This window comes from Occultella kanbiaonis (assembly GCF_009708215.1).
GTDB lineage: Bacteria > Actinomycetota > Actinomycetes > Actinomycetales > Beutenbergiaceae > Occultella > Occultella kanbiaonis.
In genome coordinates, this window is the sequence record NZ_CP046175.1 from 3,815,229 (window position 1) to 3,840,105 (window position 24,877).

Below are 24,877 nucleotides of genomic sequence, written 5' to 3' on the forward strand. Positions count from 1 at the left end.
ACGGGTGTGGGCGCGCGCGGCCCGGGCAAGATCAGACGCCGGTCCAGGCGATCGGCGCGGCATGGTGCCGGAACCGCACTTCTTGCCCCGGCCTCAGCTGACCGGCAGCGTCGCGTGCGGACTCGGTGAGCACGGCGATCACCGGGTAGCCGCCGGTCACGGGATGGTCCGGACCGAAGATCAGCGGCTGCCCGTCGGGGGGCACCTGCACCGACCCGGCCACCACCGCCTCCGACGGAAGTTCGTCGTCGCGGGCGCGACCAAGCAACGCCCCGCGCAATCGCAGCCCGACCCGGTCGCCGACGTCGGTCACCCGATATCGGCCGGTGAACAGGGTCCGCCAGGCATCGTCGGTGAACCAGTCCCGGCGCGGCCCAGGCATGGCGTCGAGCATGAACCCCGGGCCCGACGGCGGAACCTGGTCGGCGTCGATCGTCGCCAGGGCGGAACGGACCCGCCCAACGGGCAGAACGTCGCCTGTCCGCACCGGCGCGGGACCGAGCCCGGACAGGACGTCCGTCGAACGGGAGCCGAGGACCTCCGGCACGGCGATCCCGCCGGCAACCGCGAGATACGTGCGCAGGCCCCACCGCGGCACGCCGAGCCGCACCACGGACCCCGACGCCACCGCCAGCACCTGCTGGGGCGACACTGCCACGGCGTCGACGGTGACCGGGGCACTCGCCCCCGTCAGGGCGAACAGCAGGTCGGATTCGGCACGCACCGTCAGGCCGCCCATCGTGACCTCCAGCAGGGCGGCGCCGTCCTCGTTGCCAAGGCGGCGGTTCGCAGCGATCAGGGCACCCCGGTCGGCGGCTCCCGAGGGGGACACGCCGAGCGCGGCGAACCCGGGACGACCGAGGTCCTCGATCAGCGTCAGCGCTCCGGCCTCGAGCACGGTCAGGGCGCGCTCACTCATCCGGCCACCTCGAATCGGACCCGCATCCCGGCCCGCAGCAGCGACGGCGGGTCGGCGGTGACGTCGAACAGGGGCGCGTCGGTCTGCCCGAGCAAGCGCCAGCCGCCCGGGGAGGCGCGCGGGTACACGGCGGTGCGGTCGGCTGCGATCGCGACGGAACCGGCCGGCACACGTGGCCGGGGCGTCGTCAGCCGCGGCAGGTGCAGCGCCGGGTCGAGCCCCGAGAGATAACCGAACCCGGGCGCGAAGCCGACGAAGTCCACGGTGTACACGGGCGCCGCATGCCGGGCGATGACCTCAGCCTCGGTCAGCCCGGTGGCACTCGCCACGTCGGCGAGATCGGGGCCGTCGTAGCGCACGGCGATCCGAACCAGCTCCCCCGCCGGTGCGGTGGTTGGCGCAGCCGTGTCCATGTCCCGTACCCGGGCGGCGATGCCCGGCAGGTGAGCGGCAGAGTCCGTGACCACGAGCACGGTGCGCGCGGCGGGGACGATGTCCACGATCCGAGGATCGCCCGCAGCGGACAGTGCCGCGGTCAGCGCATGCACCTGCGCGAGGGTGGCCACCTCGACCAGGACGGCACGCTCCCCGCTGGGCCGGATCAGCAACCGTCCCCCTCAGCTGAACGGCACCGGCGTGAGGCCGACACGCTCGAGCTCGGCACGGACCCGGGTCGCGATCGCGACGGCGCCCGGGGTGTCGCCGTGCACGCAGATGGTCCGCACATCGAGGCGCACCCGGCTACCGTCGACGGCCGTGAGCGTGCCGGTCCGGGTCAGGTCGGCGACCCGGGCCGCGATGGCCCGCGGGTCGTGCAGCACCGCCCCGGGTTCGGTGCGCGGCACGAGCGACCCGAGCGGCGTGTAGGCACGGTCCGCGAAGCCTTCCGCGATCGACGTCAGGCCGGCCTCGCGGGCCAGGTCCAGGTCCAGGCTGCCGGGGGCGCCGACGACGGCGAGTCCTGCGCTGCGCGCCAGCGTCACCACGGCTCGTGCGTGCGGCGGGTGGGAGCCGGCCGCGTGGTACAGCGCGCCGTGCGGCTTCACGTAACTCACCGTGGTGCCCGCGGCCGCGGCGATGTCGGTGAGCTCGCCGAGCTGGTCCGAGATGTGGCTGAGCAGGACCGCCTCGGCGAGGTCGACGAACGTGCGACCGAAGTTATCCCGGTCCGGGTAGCCCACGTGGGCGCCCACCCGGACGCCCAGTGCCGCAGCCTCCTCGCACGCCGCACGCATGGTGGCCCGGTCACCGGCGTGACCGCCGCAGGCCACGTTGGCGCTGGTCACCAACGCGAGCATGGCGGTGTCGTCGCCCATCCCTTCACCAAGGTCGGCGTTCAGGTCCAGCATGCCCCGATGATCCCATGCACCCGGGTGGCCGCGCCAAGCCCGCCCGGGCCGATCAGATCTCAGGTGACAACGCTGCTCCCCCAGTTCGTCAGCCGGCCAGGATGCGCGCCTTCTGTGCCTCGAACTCGGCGTCGGAGAGGATGCCCTGCTCCTTCAGCGCGCCCAGGTCCTTCAGTTGCGCGAGTTTCTCGTCCATGCTGATGCCCGGTGCGGCAGGGGCCGGCGCAGGGGGCGGGGGCGCGGCGTAGACGGGCTGCGGCGGCGGGGCCTGAGCCGCCTGTTGTTCCTGCCATCTTCCGGCCTGGCGATGGGCGACGCGGCCCGAGACGGCGGTGGCGGTGCCGGCGATCGCGGCGGTGCGGGCCATGGTGCGAAGCAGTCGTGGCATGGTGGGTGTCCCTTCCAAATGGGTTCGGGTGGATGGTCGGATCGGGCTCAGGTCAGGCGTCCGCTTCGGTCTCGTCGAGGGACTCCAGGAACTCCTCCAGCGGGATCCGGCCGTTGGAGACCAGCTGCCCACCGGAGGCTCGGACCGCTGACGCGAACGGAACCGCCCACAGGTTCTCGTAGATCAGGACCGCGGCGGAGCTGCCGGGTTCGATGACCCCGCCCACGTCGTCGAGATCGTCCTTCCCGATCAGCCCGGTCGAGGCGCCTTCGAAGACGCCCAGGTCGAGCTCGCCGTCGCCGTCCAGATCGGACACGGTCAGCATCACGACCTCGCCGTCGACCTCCTTGCGGACGAAGAGCAGGTCGATGATCCTGATCAGGCCGGCGTCCACGAGATCGAGCAGCCGCGGAAAGACATCACCGCGGAACTGGTTGCCCGGGAACTCCAGAACGAGGTAGTCGATGGGGCCGATCTCATCGAGAGTTTCGGTCATTGTGCATCCTCCATGTCCGTTCGGTGAGGGTACCTAGCCGCGCTGGCCGATCGTGGCTGCAGCACGGCAAGGTACCGGGGCCCTCCGCCCAAGGGTCAGAATGCTCGCCACGGGTCGCCAGGCACATCACCCGAGCAGGATGAAAACGGGACCGCGGTGTTGCGACTCAGCCCTCGACAAGGGCGGAGAGGCCGTCCAGGACCCGCTCGAGCCCGAATCCGAAGGCGGCATCCGGGTCGTACGCGGCGCCCTGGGCCGCCCCCGCCGCCTCGCCGATCCGGACCGCTCGCGGGTAGCGGGCCGGGTCGATCACGCTCGCGAGCAGAGGGCCGTTCGCGGCCCACCATTGCGCGTCCGTGGCGCCGGAGTCACGGCGCGTCGCGACGACCGCGCGTTCGGCGAGTGACTGCTGCTGCGTGAAGCCGAGCACGAACGTCAGGGCGGCGTCGACGTCGACGTCGGACAGGCCGGTGCCATCGAACGCAGCAAGCTCGTGCTCGTACTTGGCCAGCTGGCCGGGCCCGAGCGGCGGTCGGGACAGCGCCACGACCTCCACCAGCCATGGGTGTGCCCGGAGCAGGTCCCGGTTCGCCTCGGCCACGGCTCTGACCCTGCCGCGCCATCGCCGTCGGCCCCACGCCGGGCGCGGCATCGCCAAGTAGAGTTGATCGACCATGAGATCGGCCAGCTCCGCCATCCCGGGCACGTGGGTGTACAGGGACATCGGTGCCATGCCGACGGCGGCAGCCACCGACCGCACGCTCAGGGCGGTCGGCCCGTCGGCGTCCGCGAGCGCGATCGCGGCCACGATCACCTCGTCGAGCGTTCGGGCGGGCGTCGGTCCGCGACGGCGCGGGACCGGCGGTCCCTGACCTCGCCAGAGCAGGGCGAGGGTCCGGTCCCGCTCGCCCACCTCGGAGTCGTCGTCTCCCATGGGAATGATTCTTGCATCCCGAACATTGTGCAGCGTACGGTGTACTTACCTTGTACGCCGTGCGTTGTTATTTCCTCGAAGGAGACCCCATGCACATCACCGAGTCATCACTGTCGCTCAACGTCCCGGACGTCGAGGCTTCGGCCGCCTGGGTCCGCGATCACCTGGGCTTCACGCAGGCCATGGCGGCGGACGGGTTCGTCTCCCTCACACATCCCGAGGCGGGCATGGCCCTCATCTACCTGCGCGTGGGTCTGCCGACGTTCAAGCCGGCCTCGGCTGCCGGGGCAGTCGATGGCGTCCTCGTCGTCTTCACGGTGGACGCGATCGACGCCGAGTACGAGCGGCTGCGCAGCGAGGGCGTCGAGATCGTCACCGAGATCGAAACCGAGCCATGGGGCGAGCGCTACTTCCAGATGAGGGACCCGAATGGGGTCGTCTACCAGCTCGTCCAGTGGGTCGCAGCGCCGGACCAGGCGTGAGTTCGGCGCACACGGTCCCAGGGATCTCGCCCGCCAGAAAGGCCCTTGGGACGGGCCTGCCCGGCCATGCCCGGCCTGCCCACCCACGTCCGTCCGGATAGCGCCCAGCTCGCTCGGCCGTCGGCATCGAGCTGATGGCACCGTTCCTCGGCCTGGCGATCCAACGGCTGTCAGGGGTGGTGCGGGATCGGGTGAATGTTGCGGTCCTTGGGCAGGAGGTGACCGCCGCGACGAACCCGAGATCGCGTCGCGGGTGGCCCCGTCGGCCCACGAGGGCAGGCTCGCCGGGAGCTACTGCTTCATCATGGCGACGGCGACCTTGTGCTCGTCGTCGATGAGGTGCGAGTGATCATCCTCACCCAGGTCGATCTGCACCCAGTCCAGATCGCCGGTGAACTCGTTGCCCGTGGCGGTGTAGTCGGACGAGACCGGCGAAGCCAGATCGAGGCCCACATCGACCGTCTCGTCGAACGTGAACTGGAACGGGATCGTCCTCTCCACGCGGCCCTCGCCGATCTGGTGGGCATCGGCGAACAGGCTGACCGTGCCGCCCTTGGCGAGACCGCCTCCGTCGTACGCGAAGTGCGCCCGGATCTCAGTGGTCCCTGCGGGCACGGGTGCCTCGGAGCGGATGATGTCGGTGTGGATGCCCAGGAGGTTGTAGGCGAACGCGAGTCTGCCGTTGACGCCGTAGAACGACCAGCCACCGTACGCGCCGCCCTGGGCGATGACCACACCGTTGGTGCCCTCTGCCGGTACGACGACCTTGGCCGTGACGGTGAACGACTTGTTCTTGATGTTGATCGCCGAGTTCTCTCCGAGCCGTCGCATGCCACGGTAGAGCTTCTGGCTCTGCGCGGTGATCAGTGCTGGGCGTCCGGCGAGATCGGAGTTGAAGCGCTCAGCTGTGCGGATATCGATCGGCAGCACGTTGAATCGGGCCGCCTGGATGAGGAACAGCTGCTGCAGGTGCGCCAACCTCTCGGGTTCCGAAGCAGCGAGATCGTTGGACTGGGTCCAATCCTCCTCGACGTTGTAGAGCTCCCAGACATCTTCGTCGAGGCCGTGGCTGGAGCCGAGCCACGGGTCCTTGTGCTTGGCGACCGCCGTCCAGCCCTTGTGGAACATCGCCCGGTTGCCGACCATCTCGAAGTACTGCGTGGTGTGGCGCTCGTCGGCATCGGCGTCGGCGAAGGTGTAGTTCATCGGCGTGCCCTCGTAGGGTCGCTGCGTCACGCCGTTGACAGTGCTGGGTTCGGGGATGCCGGCCGCCTCCAGCACGGTCGGTGCGACGTCGATCACGTGACTGAACTGGTTGCGGATCCCGCCCTTCTGAACACCACCGTTCGGCCAGCTCAGGATCGTGCCGTTTCGGGTGCCGCCCCAGTGGCTCGCGACCTGCTTGGTCCACTGGTACGGCGTATCCATCGCGTGGGCCCAGCCCACCGCGTAGTGGTTGTACGAACTCGGGGTACCGAGGTCGGCGATGTGCGCGGCGACGTATTCCTCGGTCTCGATCTCGTTCATGTGGTTGATCGTGAAGCCCTCGTTGGTGGTGCCATGCATCGAGCCCTCGGCCGAGGCGCCGTTGTCACCGATGATCACGTAGATGAGCGTGTCGTCGAGGATGCCGAGCTCGTCGTAGGCGTCGAGGAGTTTGCCCACGTAGTGGTCGGTGTAGGCGAGGAATCCCGCGTACACCTCCATCTGGCGCGCGAGGGCCGGCTTGATGACGTCGCTCATCTCATCCCACGAGGGGATACCGGGGCTGCGTTCGGTGAGGACCGCATCTGCCGGGATGACACCGAGTTCGATCTGGCGGGCGAACGTCTCCTTGCGGACCTCGTCCCAGCCCTGATCGAACTCGCCCTTGTACTGGTCGGCCCACTCAGTCGGAACGTGGTGCGGTGCGTGCGTGGCGCCGGGCGCGAAGTAGGTGAAGAAGGGCTTGTCCGGGGCGAGCGACTTCTGCTGGCGCGTCCAGTCGATGGCCTTGTCGGTCATGTCGGCCATGAAGTGGTATCCCTGGTCCGGCGTGCCCCACGCTTCGACGGGCGAGGTGTTCTCGTATATCGCGGGGTACCACTGGTTGGTCTCTCCGCCGAGGAATCCGTAGAAGTACTCGAAGCCACCACCCGGGTTGGGCCAGTGGTCGAACGGGCCGACTGCACTGGCCTCCCAGACGGGCACCTCGTGGCACTTGCCGAATTGCGCTGTGTTGTAGCCGTTGAGCTTGAGGGTCTCGGCCAGCGGCGCACAGTTGTTGGGGCGCACGCTGCTGTAGCCGGGTGCGCTGGTGGCGATCTCGGTGATCCCTCCCATGCCGACCGTGTGGTGGTTCCGGCCGGAGAGCAGCGCGGCACGCGTGGGCGAGCACAGCGCTGTCGTGTGGAACCGGGTGTATTTGAGCCCTTGGTCGGCGACACGTTCGAAGTTGGGCGTCCGGACCGGGCCGCCGAACGCGCTCGACGCCCCGAATCCGGTGTCGTCGATGAGCACGACGAGCACGTTCGGCGCACCCGCCGGCGGTCGGAGCGGCGTGATCGGCGGGAAGGACGTGTCCGGGTCGGTCGCGTCGTAGGTGACCGTGCCCGTGTAGGCGAGATCGGGGATCGGCAATGCCGTGCGCTGCACCTGTTGAGAGTCCACCATCATGTGCTCCTGGTCCGCCCCGACCCATTTCCGAGCCGCGGCACCGACGGATCCGGATCCGGATCCGGTCATCGTCGAGGCTGGGCCTCAGGCGTCCTCGCCGAATGCCTCGCGCAGTTGCGCCTCCTGCTCGTTCGAGAGGTTCGTCTGCACGAGCGTCCCGTGCAGGCCCTGGGCCTGCAGGCTCTCGTGGACCTTGTCCACGACGGCGTTCGCGGACATCAGGAACAGCGCGGACGTGCCCGGGCCCACCTGCTCCCGCACGGAGTTGATGAAGTCGTCATCGATGCCGACGTCCGTCAGCCACCCGGACAGCGCACCGATCCCGGCACCCACGGCCGCACCCAGGAACGGCACGAAGAAGATCAGTCCGAACAGCATGCCCCAGAACGCCCCGCCCATCGCGCCGATGCCGGTGGTGCTGGTGCCTTGCCTCGTCTTCGGCCTCTTCTTGCCTGCCTCCCAGGAGACAGTCGCCGTGTCAGCGATCGTGATCAGGCCCTGCTTGGACAATGCCTCGAGCGCGACAGCAGTGCGCTGGGCACCGTCGGCCGTGTCGAACTTCCACACACTCAGGGTCGCCATGGCGCCTCTCCTCGACTGCCGGTCCGCCGTCGGCACCGATCCGAGGCGGTACATCGAGCCCATCCTCGGTGGCACCTCGGGGACCGGCATCACCCACCGGGGATGAGTGGCCACCTCGCGTGCGGATGACGCAGCCGTTCCATTCGTCCGATTCGTATGAGGCGATCGTGTTTCGGACGGCGGATGCTGGCACCGGCAGCATCTTTCAGCGCCGAGGAGGAGGCATGCGCTACGACATCCGGGTGCGCGGGAGCGTCCAGGCCGACGTCGTGGCCGGATTGGGTGACGTGACCGCGGTCGAGTCGGGCCGGGACACGATCCTGCTGTGCCGTGTCCCCGACGTTGCCGCCCTTGCTGGGCTCCTTCGTACTCTGGCCCAGGCCGGTCTGGTGATCCGAGAACTGCGCAAGGCCGATCCCGGCTCGTGAGTCCTGTCGCCACACGCCGGCGTTCGGGACGGGCGCATCAGGTGTGCAGGTCCAGCCGCCGCTGCGGAGCCGGGGCCACCTCGACGAGTTCGGGCGAAGTGGCCGGCCGTCCCGAGGCCCAGCGTCCGTAGCGGACGGCGAGGGGTGCCGCACTGAACCCGTGCGCGAGGATCGACGCCAGTACGGTGACGGCTGCGATGTCGAGCAGGTGGTCCGAGAGCGCCGAGGCACCCAGCGACTCCAGGGCGATGAGGGCGAAGATGACGGTCGCGAGCCCGCGCGGACCGAACCAGCCGACGAACGCGATGGTCGGGAGCGACCATCCGCGGCCCACCATCGCGATCGCGACCGGGAGCATCCGGACCACGGTCAACGCCCCCACCGCGATGAGCACAGTGCCGATCGTCGCCCGGAACAGGGCAGGACCGACCAGGGCGGCACCGAACGCGAGCCAGACCAGGTAGGAGGCAAGCAGACCGGACGTCTCCGTGTACTCCAGGTCCGCCCCGGCCGCGTCCGTACCGAACACCGCGGCCAGCACCATCCCACCGACGAAGGCGGCGACGAAGCCGTTCGCGGCCACCGCCGTCGCCCCCAGATAGCTCAGTAGAGCCAGCGCGAGGGCCGCCACCCGCTCGGACAGTGGCGACGTCCACCCGCGGCGCCGGGACGAGCGCAGCACCACCCCTCCTCCGCCTCCGACCACCACGCCGACCAGCACGCCGATCGTCAGCGACCACAGCGCGCGCACCTCCCAGTTCTCGTCCCCGAGCAGTCCGGCCTGGGCGGCAACCATCGCGATCAGCACCGTGACGAGCGGCGTCGCCAGGCCGTCGTTGAGTCCGCTCTCGACGTTCAGCAGGCGCCGCACCCGGGCCGGCACCCGGGCGTCACTGACGACGGCGGCACCCAGTGCGGCATCGGTGGGCGCGAGCAGCGCCGCGATCAGCGCCGCGACGGCCCAGCCCTGTGACGGGAACACCGCGACCACCAGCAGCGTCCCGGTGACGATGGTGAGCGGCAGCCCGATGAACAGGAGCCGGCCCACCGGTCGCGGATCACCGCCGACCTCCCGAAGTCGCAGGCGGGCCGCATCCGAGAAGAGCAGCAGCGCCAGAGTGATCTCGGCGACGGAGAGCAGCCACGGTGCGTGCGGGTCCACGGGGACGATCCCGGTGCCGGACTCGCCGAGCGCCACACCGATCGCGACGAACACCATCGCCGCAGTCACGCCGAGACGCTCGAGCCGGCGCGCCAGGATCGCATAGACGAGCACCGACCCAACCAGCAGGAGCGGGATCGCGATGTCCGCGACGTCCTGGCTCCAGCCCATCGCTCCTCCATGCGCCAGACCCGGTGCCGGCCCTGGATCCTCGCACCGTAGGCCCGCTGCCGCCACAGGTCGTCACCCAGTCCGCGTGAGGCCGGCGCACCCGGAGCCGGATCACGCACCTTGGGTGACGCCCGGGTGCCACCGTGGGGCGTTGGATGGCCCTGTCACGTCACCCGCGCCTTGACGTGATGGGGCCAGGCCCGTCCGTCGGCGCGCCGAAGGTCAGGGCAGCAACATGGAAACCGAGAGCCCACGGCTCGTGAGCGAGGATCTGGTCAAGGTCCTCGACCTGGTGAAGGACGCGGACAGCATCGAGCTGAAGCTGACCGTGCCGGGATCGTCCTACCGGCAGTCGGCGGCCGCCCTCGGTGTGGATCCGCTCGACGCGCAGATCCGCCAGGTCTTCTTCTTCGACACGCCCGACCTCAGGCTCAACCAGGCGGGGGTGGTCGCACGAGCCCGACGGATCCAGGGGCGTGGCGACGACTCCGTGATCAAGCTCCGTCCGGTGGTGCCCTCGGAACTGCCCGACGACGTGCGGGCGTCCGAGAACCTCGGCGTCGAGGTCGACGTGATGCCCGGCGGCTACGTCTGCTCCGCGTCGATGAAGCAAGCACTCACTGCCCCGCGGGTACGGCTGGCCGTGGCGGGCGAGATGCCCCTGCACAAGCTGTTCTCGAAGGAGCAACGTGCCTTCCTCGCCGCGCATGCCCCGGATGGCCTGACGATCGACGACCTGTCCGTCCTCGGCCCGATCTTCGTGCTCAAGATCAAGGTGCGTCCGGATGCGTTCTCGCGCCGCCTGGTCGTCGAGGTCTGGCTGTATCCGGACGGCGCACGCGTCATCGAGCTCTCGACGAAGTGCCTGCCCGGCGAAGGTGTGATGGTCGGTCTGGAGGTCCGGCAGTTCCTGGAGGGCAAAGGGATCCCGCTCAGCGGCGCCCAGCAGACGAAGACGAAGACGGCGCTGGAGTTCTTCTCCGCGGAACTGCTCGGCGGCGACCCCGAATGAGTCCGCTCGCCCCTCCGGGCCCGACGATCCCATCGCGCATCCGAATGCGCCGCATGGACTCAGTCCGGTAGCCGCCGCATCTCCACCACGGGGATGCCGAGGTCGTCGAAACGCTCCAGCAACTCGCGGATGCGGGCGTCGTCGTCGACCGGGCCGTACAGCGAGGTGCCTCCTGCCGGCGACTTCGTCACCGTCAGCTCCGGGAAGGCGGCCTCGACCGTCTCGGAGACGCTGCCAGCGACCAGGAACTCGTACCTCACGTGCCACCTCCATCAGTGCCCGATTCCGTGACCCGTCCACCTCCCACGGTGCCGCGCCCACGCGTCCGTTCCCTCACCCCTCGGGGGTGAAAGACCGCCGGCGCCGCCGCGAACGCTGGCGACCCCGCCCCGCGCACCGTTTGATGTGAGGTGGGAAGGCAACGTCGCACGGAGGGGAACGCTGTGACCACGATCAACACGACATCGACGACCACCACTGCGATCACGGCGCCGGCTCGGGTCGAACGGACCCAGTTGCTCGCGAGGATCGCCACCGGCCTCGCGTGCGGATCGAACATCGTCGCGATCATCGCACCCGCGGGGTCGGGCAAGACGACGGTGCTCGACCAGTTGCTCGATGCCCGCCGCGCGCGGGGCGACATCGTGCTCAGCCTGCCCGCGCCCCACACGTGCGCGACCGGCGGCCTCTGGCCGACCCTCCTCGCCGCGATCCATGCGGCATCGCTCCCGCCCGGGATGTCGAGCGGACTGATGAGCGTGCTGCGAGACGCGGTGCAAGGGCCGGGCGGCCCCGGTCCGACCCGGCCGCTGGACCCGCCCGCGCCGGTCTGGGTGTGCGTCGACGACGCCCACGCGTGGTCCGGCGTGGGGGCCTGCCGCCACCTCGCCGGGCTGCTCTCGCTCGCCCAGCCGTTGCTGCGCGTCGCCATCGGCGCCCGACACACCCCCCACGGGCTCATCTCGACCTCGTTGCTGAACGGTTCTGCCCACGAATACCGATCCGCCGACCTCGCCTTCGATCGCGACGAGGCGCGCGCCCTCCTTGCTATCGAGAACATCGACCTTGTCGAGGCCGACCTCGGGACGCTGCTGGCGCGAACCGATGGCTGGGCCGCGGGCCTGCGGCTGGCGGCGCTCGCCATGGGCCACCGGAGCGATCGGTCGACCTTTGTGCGGAACTTCGCGGGGACGGACCGGACCGTGGCCGACTACCTGGTCACCGAGGTGCTCTCCAGCCTCCCCCAGGACGACATCGAACTCCTGCTCGACGTATCCTCGGCCGAGCGGATCAACCTCGACCTCGCCAGGGCCCTGACCGGCCGCAGCGACGTCGGCGAGAGACTCGAGGGACTGGTTGCGAGCAACGCGCTGGTCCGTCCGGTCCGCGACGAGCCGGCCTGGTACGAACTCCATCCGCTGCTGCGCAGTTATCTCCGAGCCGAGTCCCAGCGCCGCGACGAGAATCGGCACCGCCGTCATCAGGTGAACACGATCGACTGGTTCGAGACGATGGGTGACCTCCGCGGCGCCATCCGCCACGCTGTCGCGGCCGCCGACTGGTCCCGGGCCGAGTCACTGACAGCGGCGTCCTGCCTCCGTATCGCAGCAACCGACGGCCCGGAGGCCATGCGAGACCTCCTCCGCTCCCTGCCCGCCTGGCTGCAGGCGCGCCCGGCCATCGCCGGGGCGGCGGCCCTGACGGCCGTGCTCGACGAGAATCTCGCGGCAGCGGAACTGGACCTGGCCATCCTGGACGCGGCCACTGACGATCCCACCCGGCGAGCGGCCTACCAGGCCGTCGCCCTGCTCGCCTCAGCACGCACCCGACCGCTCGGACCGGACGAGGTGGCCGGCGCGCTCGCAGCCCTTGAGACGGAAGCCGGCCGGGACCCGGACCTGGTCCTGCTGGGCCGATCTCTGGCCAGCATGGCGCTGGCGATGCTCGGCGACCTGGACGCCGCGGCGACGACGGCGAGGTCGATCGCCCGGATCAGTCGCGCCCGTGGACTGGACTTCCTGCTGTTTCGAACGCTCGGCGCGAAGTGCGCCGTCGCCACGTTCCGCTCCGACGTGGGCGCCGTCCGGGCCCACGCGTCCGAAGCGATCGACCTCGCGGAACGTCGTGGTTGGTACCGCTCCTCTCGACTGGCGCAGTTCCACGGTGAACTGGCCCTCGCGGAATGGCAGAGCGGTGACGACGCGACCGCGGCGCACCACGCACGCGTCGCGCTCGAGATGGCCGACCCGGACGCGGACCCGCTCAGCGCGGCGGCGGCCAGGTGCATCTTCGACCTGACCGTCGGTGCGGCAGAGGGCGGCCTTGATCTGGGCACCGTGGCCGACGTCCAGGCGTTCAACGATCTCTGGCCCTCGCTCCCGCCCGCCGCCGTCGCGGCGTTCGCATGCTTCGAGCTGATGGTGACGTTGCGCTGCCACGAGGTGGATCTGGCCGGCTCGGTGGTGCGCCGCGCCGAAGAGGTGATCCCGGGCGCTCCGGACGTCGACGTGTTCAAGGCGATGCGGCACGTCTACCAGGGCCACGGAGCTGCGGCACAGGAGGACCTCGACCGGGTCCGGGGTGGGGCGTTCCTGACGTCCCGGTCGGCGGTCGTCGCCTCGGCGATCTCGGCACAGCTCGCCGACGAGACCGACCGGCCGGCGCGCAGCCACGAGACGCTCCTGGAGGCGGTCCGGCTCGCTGAACAGGACCACCTGATGCGGTGCCTGCTGGACGCCGCCCCGTCGGTCCGAAACCTCCTCCTGCGCGGTCGCGGACGGTTCGGACGCCACGAGGGCTTCGTCGCCGAGATCCTGACTTTCGCGAGCACTCGGCCCTACCCCGACGGTGGTACCGGACTGGTCCTGACGAGCAAGGAACTCGCCGTGCTGCGTGACCTGCCCTCGATGCTGTCACTGCGGGAGATCGCCGACGCGCACGTGGTGAGCGTCAACACGGTGAAGACCCACGTGCGGTCCGTGTACCGAAAGCTAGGCGTCGCGACCCGGCGCGAAGCCGTCGTCATGGCCCGTCAGACCGGCCTGCTCTGAACCGGAACTGCAGGCTGGTCGTGGGACGCACGGGACTTCGTTCGGTGATGTCCGGGTAGACCAGGGTCGGGCCGGGTACGGGGCCGCGTCCGTCAGACCGTCCTGCGGCGACGCCGCACCATCACCAGGAACACGCCCGCGCCGATCAGCAGGAGCGCTGCACCGGCCAGCCAGCCGGCGTCCGAGCCCGTTGCCGGGATCTGCGGGTCCGGAGGGCCGGGCACGGGCGGCGGGACCGGGTCGAACGCATTCGTCACCGTCACCTGGGCCTGCCCCGGCGCTGTCGTGTCGAACAACGGGACCAACACGGTGGCGCCGGTCGTGGTGACCGGCTCGGTCCCGTCGATCTCGACCGTGATCGACGTGTCGTCCGCGTCGCCCGTCACGGTCTCGGTGAGTTCACAGTCCGCACCAACCGGCAGATCCGCGTACGTCGCGACCAGGTCATCGGGGGCTTGCAGCACCCGTACGGGGCCGCCGGGAAGGTCGACGTCGGTGGCCACCCCGTCGACCATCCACGTGCATGCCAGGCTCACTTCGAACCGGCCGTCGGAGCCGCTCGCGGCCCAGTCTCCGTCGATCTCCTTGATGACCTCGAGCGAGGTGAGGTCGAAGACGTTGGTGACGGTGACGGTCACGACCGCAGGCGCCTCGTCGCCCTCCGCCGGTGCTGGGACCGTGACCGCGCCGTCCTCGGGTGCGATCACCGTGCTCGTCGCCCCCGCGGTTGCGGTCTCGGTGACGGCGCACTCGGCACCGACCGGGAGTTCCTCGTAGAGCACCGGCGTGCCCGGCGTGATCTCCCGCTCCGCGCCGCCCGGGATCTCGACGGGCTCGCCGTCGAAGATGCACTCGAGTGTGACCCCGAACGGACCCGCGCCATAGAGTTCGGCACCGTCCCCCTCGGTGAGCTTGTCGACCTGGATCGAACCCAGCTGGAACGTGTTCGTCGCGACGATGCCCACGGAAGTTGGCGCGCCACCGGATTCGGCCGCCGGCACGATGATCTCGGCCGTCGTGCCGTCGGTCTCAACCGGCTCCTCGCCGTCCACGATGACGGTCATCGAGGTGTCCGTAGCGTCGCCGTCGTCGGTCTCGGTGACCGTGCACTCGGCACCGACGGGCAGCCCGGCGACCGTGGTCGGCACGCCGGGGGTGATCTCGCGCTCCGCGCCGCCCGGGATCGCGACGGGCTCGGCCTCATAGGTGCACTCGAGCGTGACCGTGAACGGTCCGTCGCCGTAGACCTCGGCGCCGTCACCATCGACCACCTTGTCGAGCACGATCGACCCGACGTCGAACGTGTTCGTGACCGTCACGGTGACCGCATCGCCCGACCCGATGGTGACGCTCGCGGGCTCGACCGTGCTCGAGGTCGCCCCGCCGTCATCGGTCTCGGTCACCACGCACACGGCCCCGGTGGGCAGGTTCGCGATCTCCGCCTCGAGAGGCCCGGCCGCGCCCAGCACGACGACGTCGTCGTAGACCACCCGCGGCTCGCCCGGGCCGTCACCGTCGTCATCGAACGTGCACTGCACCTCGAGAGTGAACGGGCCGGCGCCATAGGCCTCGGCACCCTCGCCATCGACGACCTTGAGCAGGTCGAGCTGCCCGACGTCGTAGGTGTTGGTCAGCGTCACCGTGTTCCCGGCCGCACCGTCGTCCGCATCGGCCACGAGCGTCATGGCGGTCTCAGGTCCCGGAGTCGTCACCGGGTCGCCGTCGCCCTGCTGCACGGTGATGGTGACCGACGACGCGGTGCCCGTCCCGGTCTCGGACACCGTGCACTCCGACCCGACGGGCAGGCCATCGAACTCGACGGTCTCGTCGTCCTCGATGGTCACCACCATCGGATCGTCCGGGCCGTAGCCTTCCGCGTACACCGGCTCGCCGAGGAACGTGCACTCGACCGTGACCTCGAACGGCCCGAAGGGCACGGGCTGCCCGTCCTCGTCGACGGCGTCGCTGACGACGTCCTTCGAGATGTCGATGCCCGCGACGTCGTATCGGTTGACCGCGACGATCGTCGTCGGGTCCGCGGGGTCTTCGCTGTCGATCGTCACGGTGCCGACAATGAGCTCGGTCTCGCCGTTGCTGCCGTCCTCGGTGATCGTGCACTCGGCACCGTACGGGAGATCGGGCACGACCGTCGGGGTCCCCGGCACGACCGTGACCGGGATCGGATCGAGGACCGTCTCCACCGGGGTGCCGATCGCGGAGGTGCACTGGACGAACAGCAGGAACTCCTCGGGTGCGTTCTCCGCGCCCGCGCCGGTGACCAGCTTGTTCACCGAGAGCGGCCCGGCCGCGGTCGCGACGCCGACCTTCGTGCCCTCGGTGGGCAGGAGCGGGAACTCGCTGCCACCTGCGGTCACCACGGCGGAAGCGGCAGTGGAGTTCCAGGCGATCGAACGGTCGCCGGCCTCGGGGATCTCGGGTGGTGTCGTGGTCGCGAAGTCCAGCGCGATGAAGTCGCCAGGGCTGAACAGCTCGTCCGCGGGGAAGTCGATGACGATCTGCACGGCGGTGATCGAGTCCAGGAGGGCCTGGTCGAGTTCGTCGGGCACTGGCGCCCAGCCCGTCGTCGGGTCCGCCGGGCAGGGCCGGTTGATGGGGTCGTTGATGTCGTCCATGCAGTAGTCATCGACCGTCGTGTAGTACAACGTCAACTCTGCTCCCGCCGGCCCGACGGCGATCGCCGGCACCGACGCCTCGGACAGCAGTGGCTCCCACTGCGAGCCACGCGGCGAGTCCGCGAACGAGCCCGTGTCACCCGGCGTGGCGATCCGGTCGTAGAGAACCACCCTGTTCATCGGCAGGTTGCCGACGTTGTCGACCTCGATCCGCCAGGTCTCGTCGTGCCCGGGGATGATCACCGGGGTGCACGGATAGGCATAGAACCCATCTGCATCCGGCACGCACTCCACATCCGGGTCCGGTGCGGCCGGGTCCACCATGACGTCGAGTTCGTCACCGGCGGTGGCCCGGACGTACTTCGACTGGGCGAGGACCGCCGCCGGCAGGGTCAGGACGTCGGAGTCGGCCTCACAGGCGCCGGTCTCCGGGTTCAGCCGGCCCACGCACGCATCCCACGGACGGTCCCCGGTGACGCCGGCCGTGTTCTGGACCAGGGTGTTGGGCGGCACGTCGATGCGGAACTCCACCTGGACCGTGATGGTGTAGACCTGTCCAACCTCGAGCACGGTGCCCTCGGGGAAACTGAACGTGAGGGACTCGATGTCACCGACCTGTTCGACGGTCACCTCCGCGGGGTCGGTCGGCAGCGGGTCCCCGTTCGCCGGATCCGGTGCCGCACCGGTGAGCGTGTACGAGAACGGCTCGTCCACGTCCGCGAGCACCAGCTGCGCGCCTTCGGCATCCGTCGGCATCGGGTCGGTGACCACCAACTCCGAGATCGGCCGGTTGCCTGAGTTCGTCACGGTGATGTTCATCGGGAACGCGGTCGCAGGCGGCTGCGTGCTGCCGGTGACGACTCCGCCGAAGTCCTTGACGATCGTGACACCGTTGGTCGCGTGCACGTAGACGATCTGCGCCGCGGCGTCGGCGGAGTTCGAGACCGGGACCAGATCGCCCGTCTCGGGGTCGACGACCAGATCGGCGCCGGTGATCTCGCCCTGAACGGTGTTGCTGGCCACGCCGGGCGCGGTCTCACCCGGCGCGGGCGGATTGTCCGCGAGGTCAGGCAGCACCGGGCCGCCGGTGCGCATCTCCTCACGACGCTCCACCGAGATCGGGACCTCCTGGAGCGGGTTCGCCGGGTTCTCCCAGATCGAACCGTCCGTGCGGGTGAACGTGAACCGCAGACCTTGGACCTCCGGCGGGTCGACGCCGTCCGGCAGCGCGAAGGTCGCGGACGGCTCGCCGTCCGCACCCACCCATTCACCCCCGTCGACCTCGACGCCGTCCGCGCCCTCGCTGAAGGTCCCTCCGACATAGGCCTCCACCAGGACCTGCTGGATCGGCGCCGTCAGCGTCGCGCCGTCGAACCCGACGAAGTCGTACTGGTTCCAGAACTGCGGGTCGTCATCGGTGAGCACCATCTCGACGGCGCGCGAAGGGCCCACCGGCTGGCCCGTCAACGTCATGGTCACCGGCCCGGTGCTCGGCTCAACGATCTCGGCCGGATCGAATGACTTCCCGACGACGATGTCGATCCCGGCCACCTGCAGCGGCATCTCCGCGTCGTCGTAGGCGAAGCGGACGTCGGTGTCGGTGCCGCCCGGGTCGTCGATCGTTGCGACGGCCCCGTTCGGCACCGGGTTCTCGTCCACGACGATCGTTCCGCCGTCCCCGTAGATCGGCACGTCGGTGTACCGGTCCGCCACCCGGAGCTGGAGGGTCAGGTCCATGGCCCCGGTCGCGCCCGGCATCACGAGTCCGTCGTAGGCGACCTCGACGCCGACCACGTCGACCAGGTCGGCCGCGGTGAGCGCCTCGGCCTCCGCCTCGTCGAACTGTTCGGTCGAGCCGTCGACGGAGGTGAGGGTCACGGTCGTGGACGTGGCCCCCTCCGGGGGCGCCAGGCTGATCCCCGTCAGCGTGAACACGTCGAAGGGCGACGTGCCGTCGCCGGTCTGGACGTCACCGGAGTCTGGTGCCCCCGGCTCGACGAGGCGCAACTGGTCGACCTTGGCCGCAGACGCGTTCGTCCCGGCGATGGTCACGGTGGTCGACGGGTAGGCGTCCGCCGGCGTGTCCGGTGGCGGCACGGAGATGGGACCGCCCGTCCAGTCCTTGACGACCGTCACGTTCAGCGGCTGGTCCAGGATCAGCACGTCGTCATCGTCGACATCGGTGTAGTCGGTGCCGTCGAAGGTGCCGGTGCCGCGGGCGGTGTCGTTCACGAGTCCGGGGTCGGCGGTGTTGTAGATCGTGCCGTTCGTCGACCCGAGCACCGGGGCGGTCGGATCACCGCGCCGGTAGTCACGAACCTCGAACGTGAGGTTCAGGTGCCGTCCGTCGGCCTGCGTGGACCGGGCGACGCCGTCGCCGGGCTGTGGGGCCAGCGGGTCGGACGTACCGCGGTTGTCCGACTCCGTGTACGTGAGCCGCACAGACGTGGCGTTCGCTTGCTCGTCGGCGGTGAGGGTGTAGCCGGGGAAGGACCCATCGCACGGGCAGGGGTCACCCGACGCCGCGATCCAGGCGCCGTCGATGAACAACTCGACGCCCAGGACCTGGTCGTACTGCATGAGCGGATCGACCGAGCCGTCGATCGGCTCGACCCGGACGAGGTCGAACGCGTCGTAGAACGAGTCCGCGATCGCCGTCGACTCAGGGTCTGCGATGTCCGAGATGACCATCGGGTCCACCCCGGAGAATCCATTCGTGGACCACGTGATCTGCGCCGTCACCTGATCGTCGGAACGGGCCAGCACGGTGGCCGGGTCAGCGCCGAGGAACGTCTTCTCGATGAAGTCGAGGTCGCCCGTCCCATCGACCGGGAACGGATCGACGGTGGCGCAGCCCTCGGCCGGCGGGGTCGGATCGACCGTGTCCGAGGAGGCGCTGGACGCTCCACAGTTCGTGAGCAGATCGTCCTGCGTGGTCGGCCCGGTGAACTCGGCCACGAAGTTCGGCTGGAACTGGGTGCCGGGTGGGAAGCCGTCGCCTGTCGAGTCGTAGACGAACTGCACCCCCTGCGCATCGGCGGGCAGGTCACAACTGACGGTGGCCGGTCCCGTGAAGGGGCCGCACCCGGGGGCCGGGACCCACTCGGTACCGTTCCAGTAGTTGACGGTCAGCGTGGAGTCCGCCGGCACGTCGGTGCTGCGCACGGCGGTCGGGACGAAGTGGTCCCAGAAGTCGGTCGGGTTGTTCGGGTCGGTCGGGTCGGAGATGACGATCTGGTCGGCGTTGGTGGTCGATCCGTCCGGTCCGAACGGCAGCAGTTGCGTCGGCAGTTGCACGATGACGCTCTGGCCGGGTATGGCCGGAATGGTTGACGGCGAGATCGCCTTGGTGGTGTCGGTCGCCAGCCGGTCGACGAGGGTGACGAGGTCGGCGGACGCCGTGGCGTCGGCGTTCGGGACCTCGACCGCGATGGTGTTGGGGTGGGTGACGTCGTCGGGCACCTGGTCGGGGTCGGTGTCGGCGGTGAACGGGATCGTCGCGGACGCGCCATTGACGAGATCCCCGGTGAACTCGACCGAGAAGCCCACGACGACGCAGTCGGGCGGCGGGTTCGGCAGCGTGTTGATGGTGGTGGTCTGCTCGCTGGGCGTCGTTCCGTCCGCGCAGGTGAAGGTCACGGTCGCCGCCGTCGCGCCCGTCGGCCAGGTGACACCGGTGCCGTCCCCATCCGGCCCGAAGCCGGTGAACGTCAGCGGGTCGTCACCTTCGAACGGGCTCGCGGTGTCCGGTGCGGGCTCGGTGATCGTCATCGATGTGACTGCGGTGCCCGTGTTGGTCCCGCCGAGCGTCACCGTCGTCGGATCGCCGGCGCTCACCGTGGCCGGGTCGAAGCTCTTGCTCGCCTCGACCGAGTTGTTCGGTGGGGTGATGACGTAGGTGTCGGACGCCGTCGTCGGCGTGGACTCCTCGTCGCCGTGGGTCACCTGCGACGACGTGTCGTTCGTCACGGTCGTGGCCTCGGTGAGTTCGGTGACGGCGTCGCTCTGCTGGACCTGAACAGGGATCGTCGCGGTCGCGCCGGGCTGGATGTCACCGCTGAACGTGTACCGAACACCCTGGACGTCGCCCGGGTCGACGGTGTCGTCGAGCGGCAGCCACTGGGTTCCGTCCCAGTACTCCTGCGTGACGGTGTCCGCGTTCGGCGGAAGAACGATGTCACCGGTGCCGGTGTACTCGAGGTAGGTGAACGGGTTGGGCGTTGCCGTCGGGTCGACCGGGTCCTGGATGACGAGCGTGTCCACGGGGTCGTTGGAGGTGTTCGTGGCACCGAGAGTCATCGTCGCGGGCGTGCCGGGTTCGGCGAGGGCACCCTCGGGGTCGATTGACTTGGTCGTCTCGGAGTCGAGGACGAGCGGCACCACCGGCACGATCTCATCGGACGCCGAGGTCTCTGCCGCGTTGTCGGCGACGACCGTCGCGGTGTTCGTGATCGGCACGCCGTTCTCGCTGAACGGCAGGTTCGGGTCCACCTGTGCGGTGACGAGGATCTGGACCTGGCCGCCATTGTTGACGCTGTCCGCTGTGTAGGTGACCGTGTCCGAGTCCGTGTCGGCGATGAGCTCGCCACCCGTGGCGCCGGTCTGGCTCTGGATCGACGCGCTGACGAGTTCCAGCCCGTCGGGCAGCGGGTCGGTGAGCGTGGTCGGGACACAGGGGTCGGCGTTCGGGTCGGAACAGGAGACGGTCACGAACCATTGGACGTTCTCACCGGGCTGATAGGGGCCGGTACTGACCTCGGTCTTCTGGATGCCCCACGTGGCCGCGAACGCGGGCAATGCCGGAACGAGCGTGAACGGCACCACGAGCAGGGCCGCGACCAGCCCTGCCCAGGTGAGCCGGCGCCGGCTTCGGCGCCGGTCCGTCCTCGGTCGCAAGGCATGTGTCCGGTCGGTCATGGCTCGACCCTCTCCCCCACGGTATGGACGACGATGACCCGTGGCTCCCAAGGAACGAGACTATCCACCTGGTCAACCAACGGCGCGACGTCGGGCAACGCGCCGGGACTGCGTACCTCGACCACGAGGTCCTGTCCGAGCCAGGAGACGTCCTCGACGACGGCGTCGTCGATCCCCTCCACCCACTCCTGCGCGGCCGCACCGGCCTGCCGCAGCCAGAGGTCGGCGAGCAGCGCCTGCACCGAGTTCGCCACCATCGGGATCGCGACGACGAGGACCGCGACGAGAGCCACCAGTGTCGTCGAGCGACGCCGTCGGGCCCCTGCCGCGCCACGCGCGGCACGCGCCTGCGCACCGTACCCGACGGCGGAGAAGACCACCGTGGCGGCAACCACGAGCGCGACGGCGTTGGATCCGAAGAGCAGGAGCGCACCGGCGGCGAGCGCCGGCTGGCCGACCCCGAGGCAGACGCCCACCACACCGAGCGGCGGGACGAGCGAGATCGCGATCGCGATGCCCGGGAGGATGTCCCCGAGGTCGCGCCTGGTCAACGCGATGGCCCCCGCGAACCCGGTCGCGAACGCCGCGACGAGGTCACCGACGCCGGGCGCTGTCCGCCCGGTGACCTGCGAGTTGCCGGCAACCCCCGTCGTTGCGGGGAGAACCAGTGTCACCAGTAGGCCGAGCGCGACCACGACGACCATGCCGCCCAGGACGTAGCCCACCGACCGCAGGATCGCCGACCGGTCACCCACGACGATCCCGAACCCGATCCCGAGGATCGGCGTGGACAGCGGTGCGATGATCATCGCGCCGATCACCGTCGCGGTGGAGTCGGTCACCACGCCGCAGACCGCGATCACGCCGGCCAGGACCAGCATCACCCAGAATGCCGAGCGTTTCGCCCGGGTGTCACCGTTGTCCAGGTCGAGCCTGTCGCCAACCGTCGCCGGGTCGCGGCGTTGCGAGTGCGGCACCAGCGCGTCGACGAGTCGACGCGGGCGACGCTCACCCGTGTCGACGGCCGGTGCACTCATCGTCCATCCCTTCCAGAGTCGGTCCGCGCGTGGGCGCGCGGATTCTGTCGGCGAGTTTTCAACGTATGAGCCATGTCCTGGACCGACATCACCCGCCGCGGGTGAGCACGGGACGAGTCAGTCGCGAGCGAGCGCCGCCATGGCCTCGGTCTCGAGGTCGAGGTAGCTCTCGTCACTGACGTCGATCGCGACACCGAGGAGCTTGCCGCCCGTGAAGGCGAACGGGGCCTGGTACGAACGGCTGACCGAGTCCGCACTGTCGAACCCGACGCACAGGCCGTCGCCGCAGAGCGTGAACTTGCCGACCTGGGCCCGCATCGGTCCCTCGGAAACGACCCGGTCATCGACGTAGAGCCGCGTGGTCCCGACCGACTCCTTGTTCGGCCCTGCCCCCTCGCGGACGAACTCCATCCCGAGCGCGTGTGGGCCGGGTGTGAGCACGTCGGAGACGAAGGTCTGCTCCGGTGGGATCCCGAGGAAGTTGTAGACGTAGTGCAGCTTGTGATCGGAGATGAACAGAGCGTGCCCTCCGAATCGCGAGCCGTGGGCGAACAGCACGCCCGCGGCGTCGGCGCTCAGGTCGACGTCCGCGATGATCTTGAACGACCGTCCCCTGACATTCACGGCGACGCCCTCCGGTACTGCGCTGCTACCGGGGTAGTAGATGTAGCGGTTCCGGGGCGGCTCCGCCTGTGGTCGTTCGACCGTCAGCATCTCCATGACGGACCGGTCGTCCATCGGCAGGGCGTTGTACCTGTCCGCCTCGGTGAACCACGCTTGGATCAGCTCCTGCACCTTCTCGGGGTGCTGGTCCGCGACGTTGCGCGCCTCGGCTCGATCGGTGTCGACGTGGTAGAGCTCCCACGCGTCCTGGTCGAAGTGGCCCTTCCCGTTGAGGGGGGCGTGGGTCGCGGCCGCCTTCCAGCCGTCCTTCCAGACCCCTCGCGATCCACCGATCGTGTAGAACTGCACCTGCTTCGTGGTCGGGGCCTGAGCGTCGTCGAAGCTGTAGCGCATCGACTTGCCCGGCAACGGCTCCTGTGCGAAACCGCGGTAGACCTCGGGCATCTCCTGTCCGGTCACATCCAGGATCGTCGGCACGATGTCGGTGACGTGGTGGTACTGGTGCCGGATCTCACCCTTGGCCCTGATGCCCTTGGGCCAGTGGATGACCAACGGGTCGCACGTACCGCCCGCGTACTGGGCGTACCGCTTGAACATCTGGAACGGCGTGCTGAACGCCGCGGCCCAGCCGGTCGGGTAGTGGTTGTAGGTCTCCGCGCTGCCCAGGTCGTCCAGGCGGGACATGTTCTCGGTGATGTCGTCGGGGTAGTTGTTGAAGTACTTGTTCTCGTTGACCGAACCGGCCGCCGAGCCCTCACCCGAGGCGCCGTTGTCGGCGCAGTAGAAGACGATCGTGTTGTCCAGTTGGCCGGTCTCCTCCAGGTAGTCGATGACGCGGCCGACCTGGGCATCGGTGTACTCGCTGAAGCCGGCGAACACTTCCGCCATCCGTGAGAAGAGCTTCTTCTCGTCGTCGCTGAGCTCGTCCCACGGGCGGACGTAATCGGCCGCGTTGCGCTGTTCCTCGGGGATCGGGTTGAACTCCGTGAGCTCGGTGCCCTCGGGCAGGATGCCCTTCTCGATCATCTGACCCAGCACCCACCCGCGGTAGGCGTCGTAGCCGTCGTCGAACATGCCCTTGTACTTGTCTGCGTACTCCTTGGGACTGTGGTGCGGGGCGTGGTTGGCGCCCGGGCAGAACCACATGTACCAAGGCTTCGAGGGATTGGACGCCTGCTGATCGCGCAGCATCTTGATCGCCTGATCGGCGAGGTCCTTCGACAGGTGGTAGCCCTCCTCGGGCGTGTACGGCTGCTCGATGTAGTGGTTGTCCTCGCACAGGTCGGGGTACCAATTGTTCGTCTCCCCACCGAGGAAGCCGTAGAACCGGTCGAAGCCCATCTGGAGGGGCCACCGGGAGCGGTTGCCGCCCGCGGCGTTGTCCTCCTCGGGGACGTTGTGGTCCTTGCCGAGCCAGAAGGTGCTGTAGCCGTTGTCCTGCAGGATGTGCCCGACGGTCGCACACTCGTCCGGGATTCTGCCGGCGTTCCCAGGGAAGCCGTTGGTGGTCTCCATGATCGAGGCGACCCGGTTCGTGGTGTGATTCCGGCCCGTCAGCATGCACGAACGGGTCGGCGAACACAGCGCGGTGGTGTGCCACTGCGTGTACGTCAGCCCGTTGTCCGCCAACCGCTGCAGGGTGGGCATCGAGACCCGCCCGCCGTACGGCGACCACGACGCGAGCCCGGTGTCGTCATAGAGCACCACGAGCACATTCGGCGCCCCCTCGGGCGCCCGCGCCAGTTCGTACGGTGCCCAGTCCGGGACCGAGTCCCTGACGTCGAGGTTGATGACTCCGTTGAACTCCTTGGCTGCCATGTCCGATGACCTTCCTCTCCGCGACGAGCGTTTCGCCGAACCCTGGGCCGCCCAACTGCCGGTCTGCGCATCGATCGGACCGATCGGAGCCGAGCGACCGGACGGCGGCTGCCCTTCCCATCGTGCGCGGCGACGCGAATCGGATCGTCACCCGATCCGGATGAGCCGGTGCCAGCGGCCGCGATGACACGCGCGGCTCGGCAGCGCCAGCGATCGGCCC

General features: G+C 69.5%; 18 protein-coding genes. 5 read left to right on the forward strand and 13 right to left on the reverse strand.

From position 1 onward, the window contains the following. Window positions 1–31 precede the first annotated feature (31 nt). The 6 genes from GKS42_RS17615 to GKS42_RS17640 all read right to left on the reverse strand — a co-directional run bounded on the left by GKS42_RS17615 (window position 32) and on the right by GKS42_RS17640 (window position 4,086). Window positions 32–919, reverse strand: coding sequence for a 5-oxoprolinase subunit C family protein (locus GKS42_RS17615; protein WP_154795013.1), 888 nt, complete (start codon window positions 917–919; stop codon window positions 32–34). Beyond that, window positions 916–1,527: a 5-oxoprolinase subunit PxpB gene (pxpB, locus tag GKS42_RS17620; protein ID WP_154795014.1), complete on the reverse strand. Its 612-nt coding sequence runs from the start codon at window positions 1,525–1,527 to the stop codon at window positions 916–918. The genes GKS42_RS17615 and pxpB overlap by 4 nt, the downstream gene beginning before the upstream one ends. Before the next feature lie 9 nt (window positions 1,528–1,536). After that, window positions 1,537–2,268: a 5-oxoprolinase subunit PxpA gene (locus tag GKS42_RS17625; protein WP_154795015.1), complete on the reverse strand. Its 732-nt coding sequence runs from the start codon at window positions 2,266–2,268 to the stop codon at window positions 1,537–1,539. An 88-nt stretch (window positions 2,269–2,356) separates the two neighbouring features. Further along, a complete protein-coding gene (locus GKS42_RS17630) occupies window positions 2,357–2,635 on the reverse strand; it encodes an SHOCT domain-containing protein (protein WP_210769209.1) in 279 nt (92 codons plus the stop codon). A gap of 73 nt (window positions 2,636–2,708) precedes the next feature. Beyond that, entirely contained in the window at window positions 2,709–3,152 is a 444-nt protein-coding gene (locus GKS42_RS17635) for a DUF6325 family protein (RefSeq protein WP_174791093.1), read from the reverse strand. A gap of 166 nt (window positions 3,153–3,318) precedes the next feature. Then, window positions 3,319–4,086, reverse strand: coding sequence for a TetR/AcrR family transcriptional regulator (locus tag GKS42_RS17640; RefSeq protein ID WP_154795017.1), 768 nt, complete (start codon window positions 4,084–4,086; stop codon window positions 3,319–3,321). Window positions 4,087–4,175: 89 nt separating this feature from the next. On the opposite strand from GKS42_RS17640, the gene GKS42_RS17645 reads away from it, so the two are divergent. Continuing rightward, on the forward strand, window positions 4,176–4,568 hold the full coding sequence (locus GKS42_RS17645; protein ID WP_154795018.1) for a VOC family protein: 393 nt from the start codon (window positions 4,176–4,178) through the stop codon (window positions 4,566–4,568). A 291-nt stretch (window positions 4,569–4,859) separates the two neighbouring features. On the opposite strand, the gene GKS42_RS17650 is transcribed toward GKS42_RS17645, so the two are convergent. Further along, complete coding sequence (locus GKS42_RS17650; RefSeq protein WP_435529675.1) at window positions 4,860–7,220, reverse strand: sulfatase-like hydrolase/transferase; 2,361 nt, start codon at window positions 7,218–7,220, stop codon at window positions 4,860–4,862. Window positions 7,221–7,307: 87 nt separating this feature from the next. Continuing rightward, window positions 7,308–7,805, reverse strand: coding sequence for a DUF1269 domain-containing protein (locus tag GKS42_RS17655; protein ID WP_154795019.1), 498 nt, complete (start codon window positions 7,803–7,805; stop codon window positions 7,308–7,310). A 224-nt stretch (window positions 7,806–8,029) separates the two neighbouring features. On the opposite strand from GKS42_RS17655, the gene GKS42_RS17660 reads away from it, so the two are divergent. After that, window positions 8,030–8,233, forward strand: a complete 204-nt coding sequence (locus tag GKS42_RS17660) for a hypothetical protein (protein WP_154795020.1) — start codon at window positions 8,030–8,032, stop codon at window positions 8,231–8,233. Between the two features lie 37 nt (window positions 8,234–8,270). Here GKS42_RS17660 and GKS42_RS17665 read toward each other — a convergent pair whose 3' ends face one another. Further along, window positions 8,271–9,566: a cation:proton antiporter gene (locus GKS42_RS17665; protein ID WP_154795021.1), complete on the reverse strand. Its 1,296-nt coding sequence runs from the start codon at window positions 9,564–9,566 to the stop codon at window positions 8,271–8,273. Window positions 9,567–9,801: 235 nt separating this feature from the next. Between GKS42_RS17665 and GKS42_RS17670 the strand changes: the two genes are divergently transcribed. After that, complete coding sequence (locus tag GKS42_RS17670; protein ID WP_154795022.1) at window positions 9,802–10,578, forward strand: CYTH domain-containing protein; 777 nt, start codon at window positions 9,802–9,804, stop codon at window positions 10,576–10,578. A gap of 59 nt (window positions 10,579–10,637) precedes the next feature. On the opposite strand, the gene GKS42_RS26590 is transcribed toward GKS42_RS17670, so the two are convergent. Further along, the gene (locus GKS42_RS26590; protein ID WP_154795023.1) at window positions 10,638–10,838 is read right to left on the reverse strand and encodes a hypothetical protein; all 201 of its coding nucleotides are present in this window, start codon (window positions 10,836–10,838) and stop codon (window positions 10,638–10,640) included. Between the two features lie 11 nt (window positions 10,839–10,849). On the opposite strand from GKS42_RS26590, the gene cas5 reads away from it, so the two are divergent. Both cas5 and GKS42_RS26595 read left to right on the forward strand, forming a co-directional pair. Then, window positions 10,850–10,987: a CRISPR-associated protein Cas5 gene (gene cas5 / locus GKS42_RS26955; RefSeq protein ID WP_354002720.1), complete on the forward strand. Its 138-nt coding sequence runs from the start codon at window positions 10,850–10,852 to the stop codon at window positions 10,985–10,987. Between the two features lie 34 nt (window positions 10,988–11,021). After that, window positions 11,022–13,628 (forward strand): winged helix-turn-helix domain-containing protein, encoded by a 2,607-nt coding sequence (locus GKS42_RS26595; RefSeq protein WP_154795024.1) that lies wholly within the window; start codon window positions 11,022–11,024, stop codon window positions 13,626–13,628. A 92-nt stretch (window positions 13,629–13,720) separates the two neighbouring features. Here GKS42_RS26595 and GKS42_RS17690 read toward each other — a convergent pair whose 3' ends face one another. The 3 genes from GKS42_RS17690 to GKS42_RS17700 form a co-directional block, all read right to left on the reverse strand. Beyond that, a complete protein-coding gene (locus GKS42_RS17690) occupies window positions 13,721–21,178 on the reverse strand; it encodes a DUF5979 domain-containing protein (protein ID WP_154795025.1) in 7,458 nt (2,485 codons plus the stop codon). Then, on the reverse strand, window positions 21,175–22,215 hold the full coding sequence (locus GKS42_RS17695) for a TIGR00341 family protein (RefSeq protein ID WP_154795026.1): 1,041 nt from the start codon (window positions 22,213–22,215) through the stop codon (window positions 21,175–21,177). Before GKS42_RS17695 ends, GKS42_RS17690 begins: the two co-directional genes overlap by 4 nt. A 117-nt stretch (window positions 22,216–22,332) precedes the next feature. Continuing rightward, a complete protein-coding gene (locus GKS42_RS17700) occupies window positions 22,333–24,657 on the reverse strand; it encodes an arylsulfatase (RefSeq protein ID WP_154795027.1) in 2,325 nt (774 codons plus the stop codon). Window positions 24,658–24,877 lie beyond the last annotated feature (220 nt).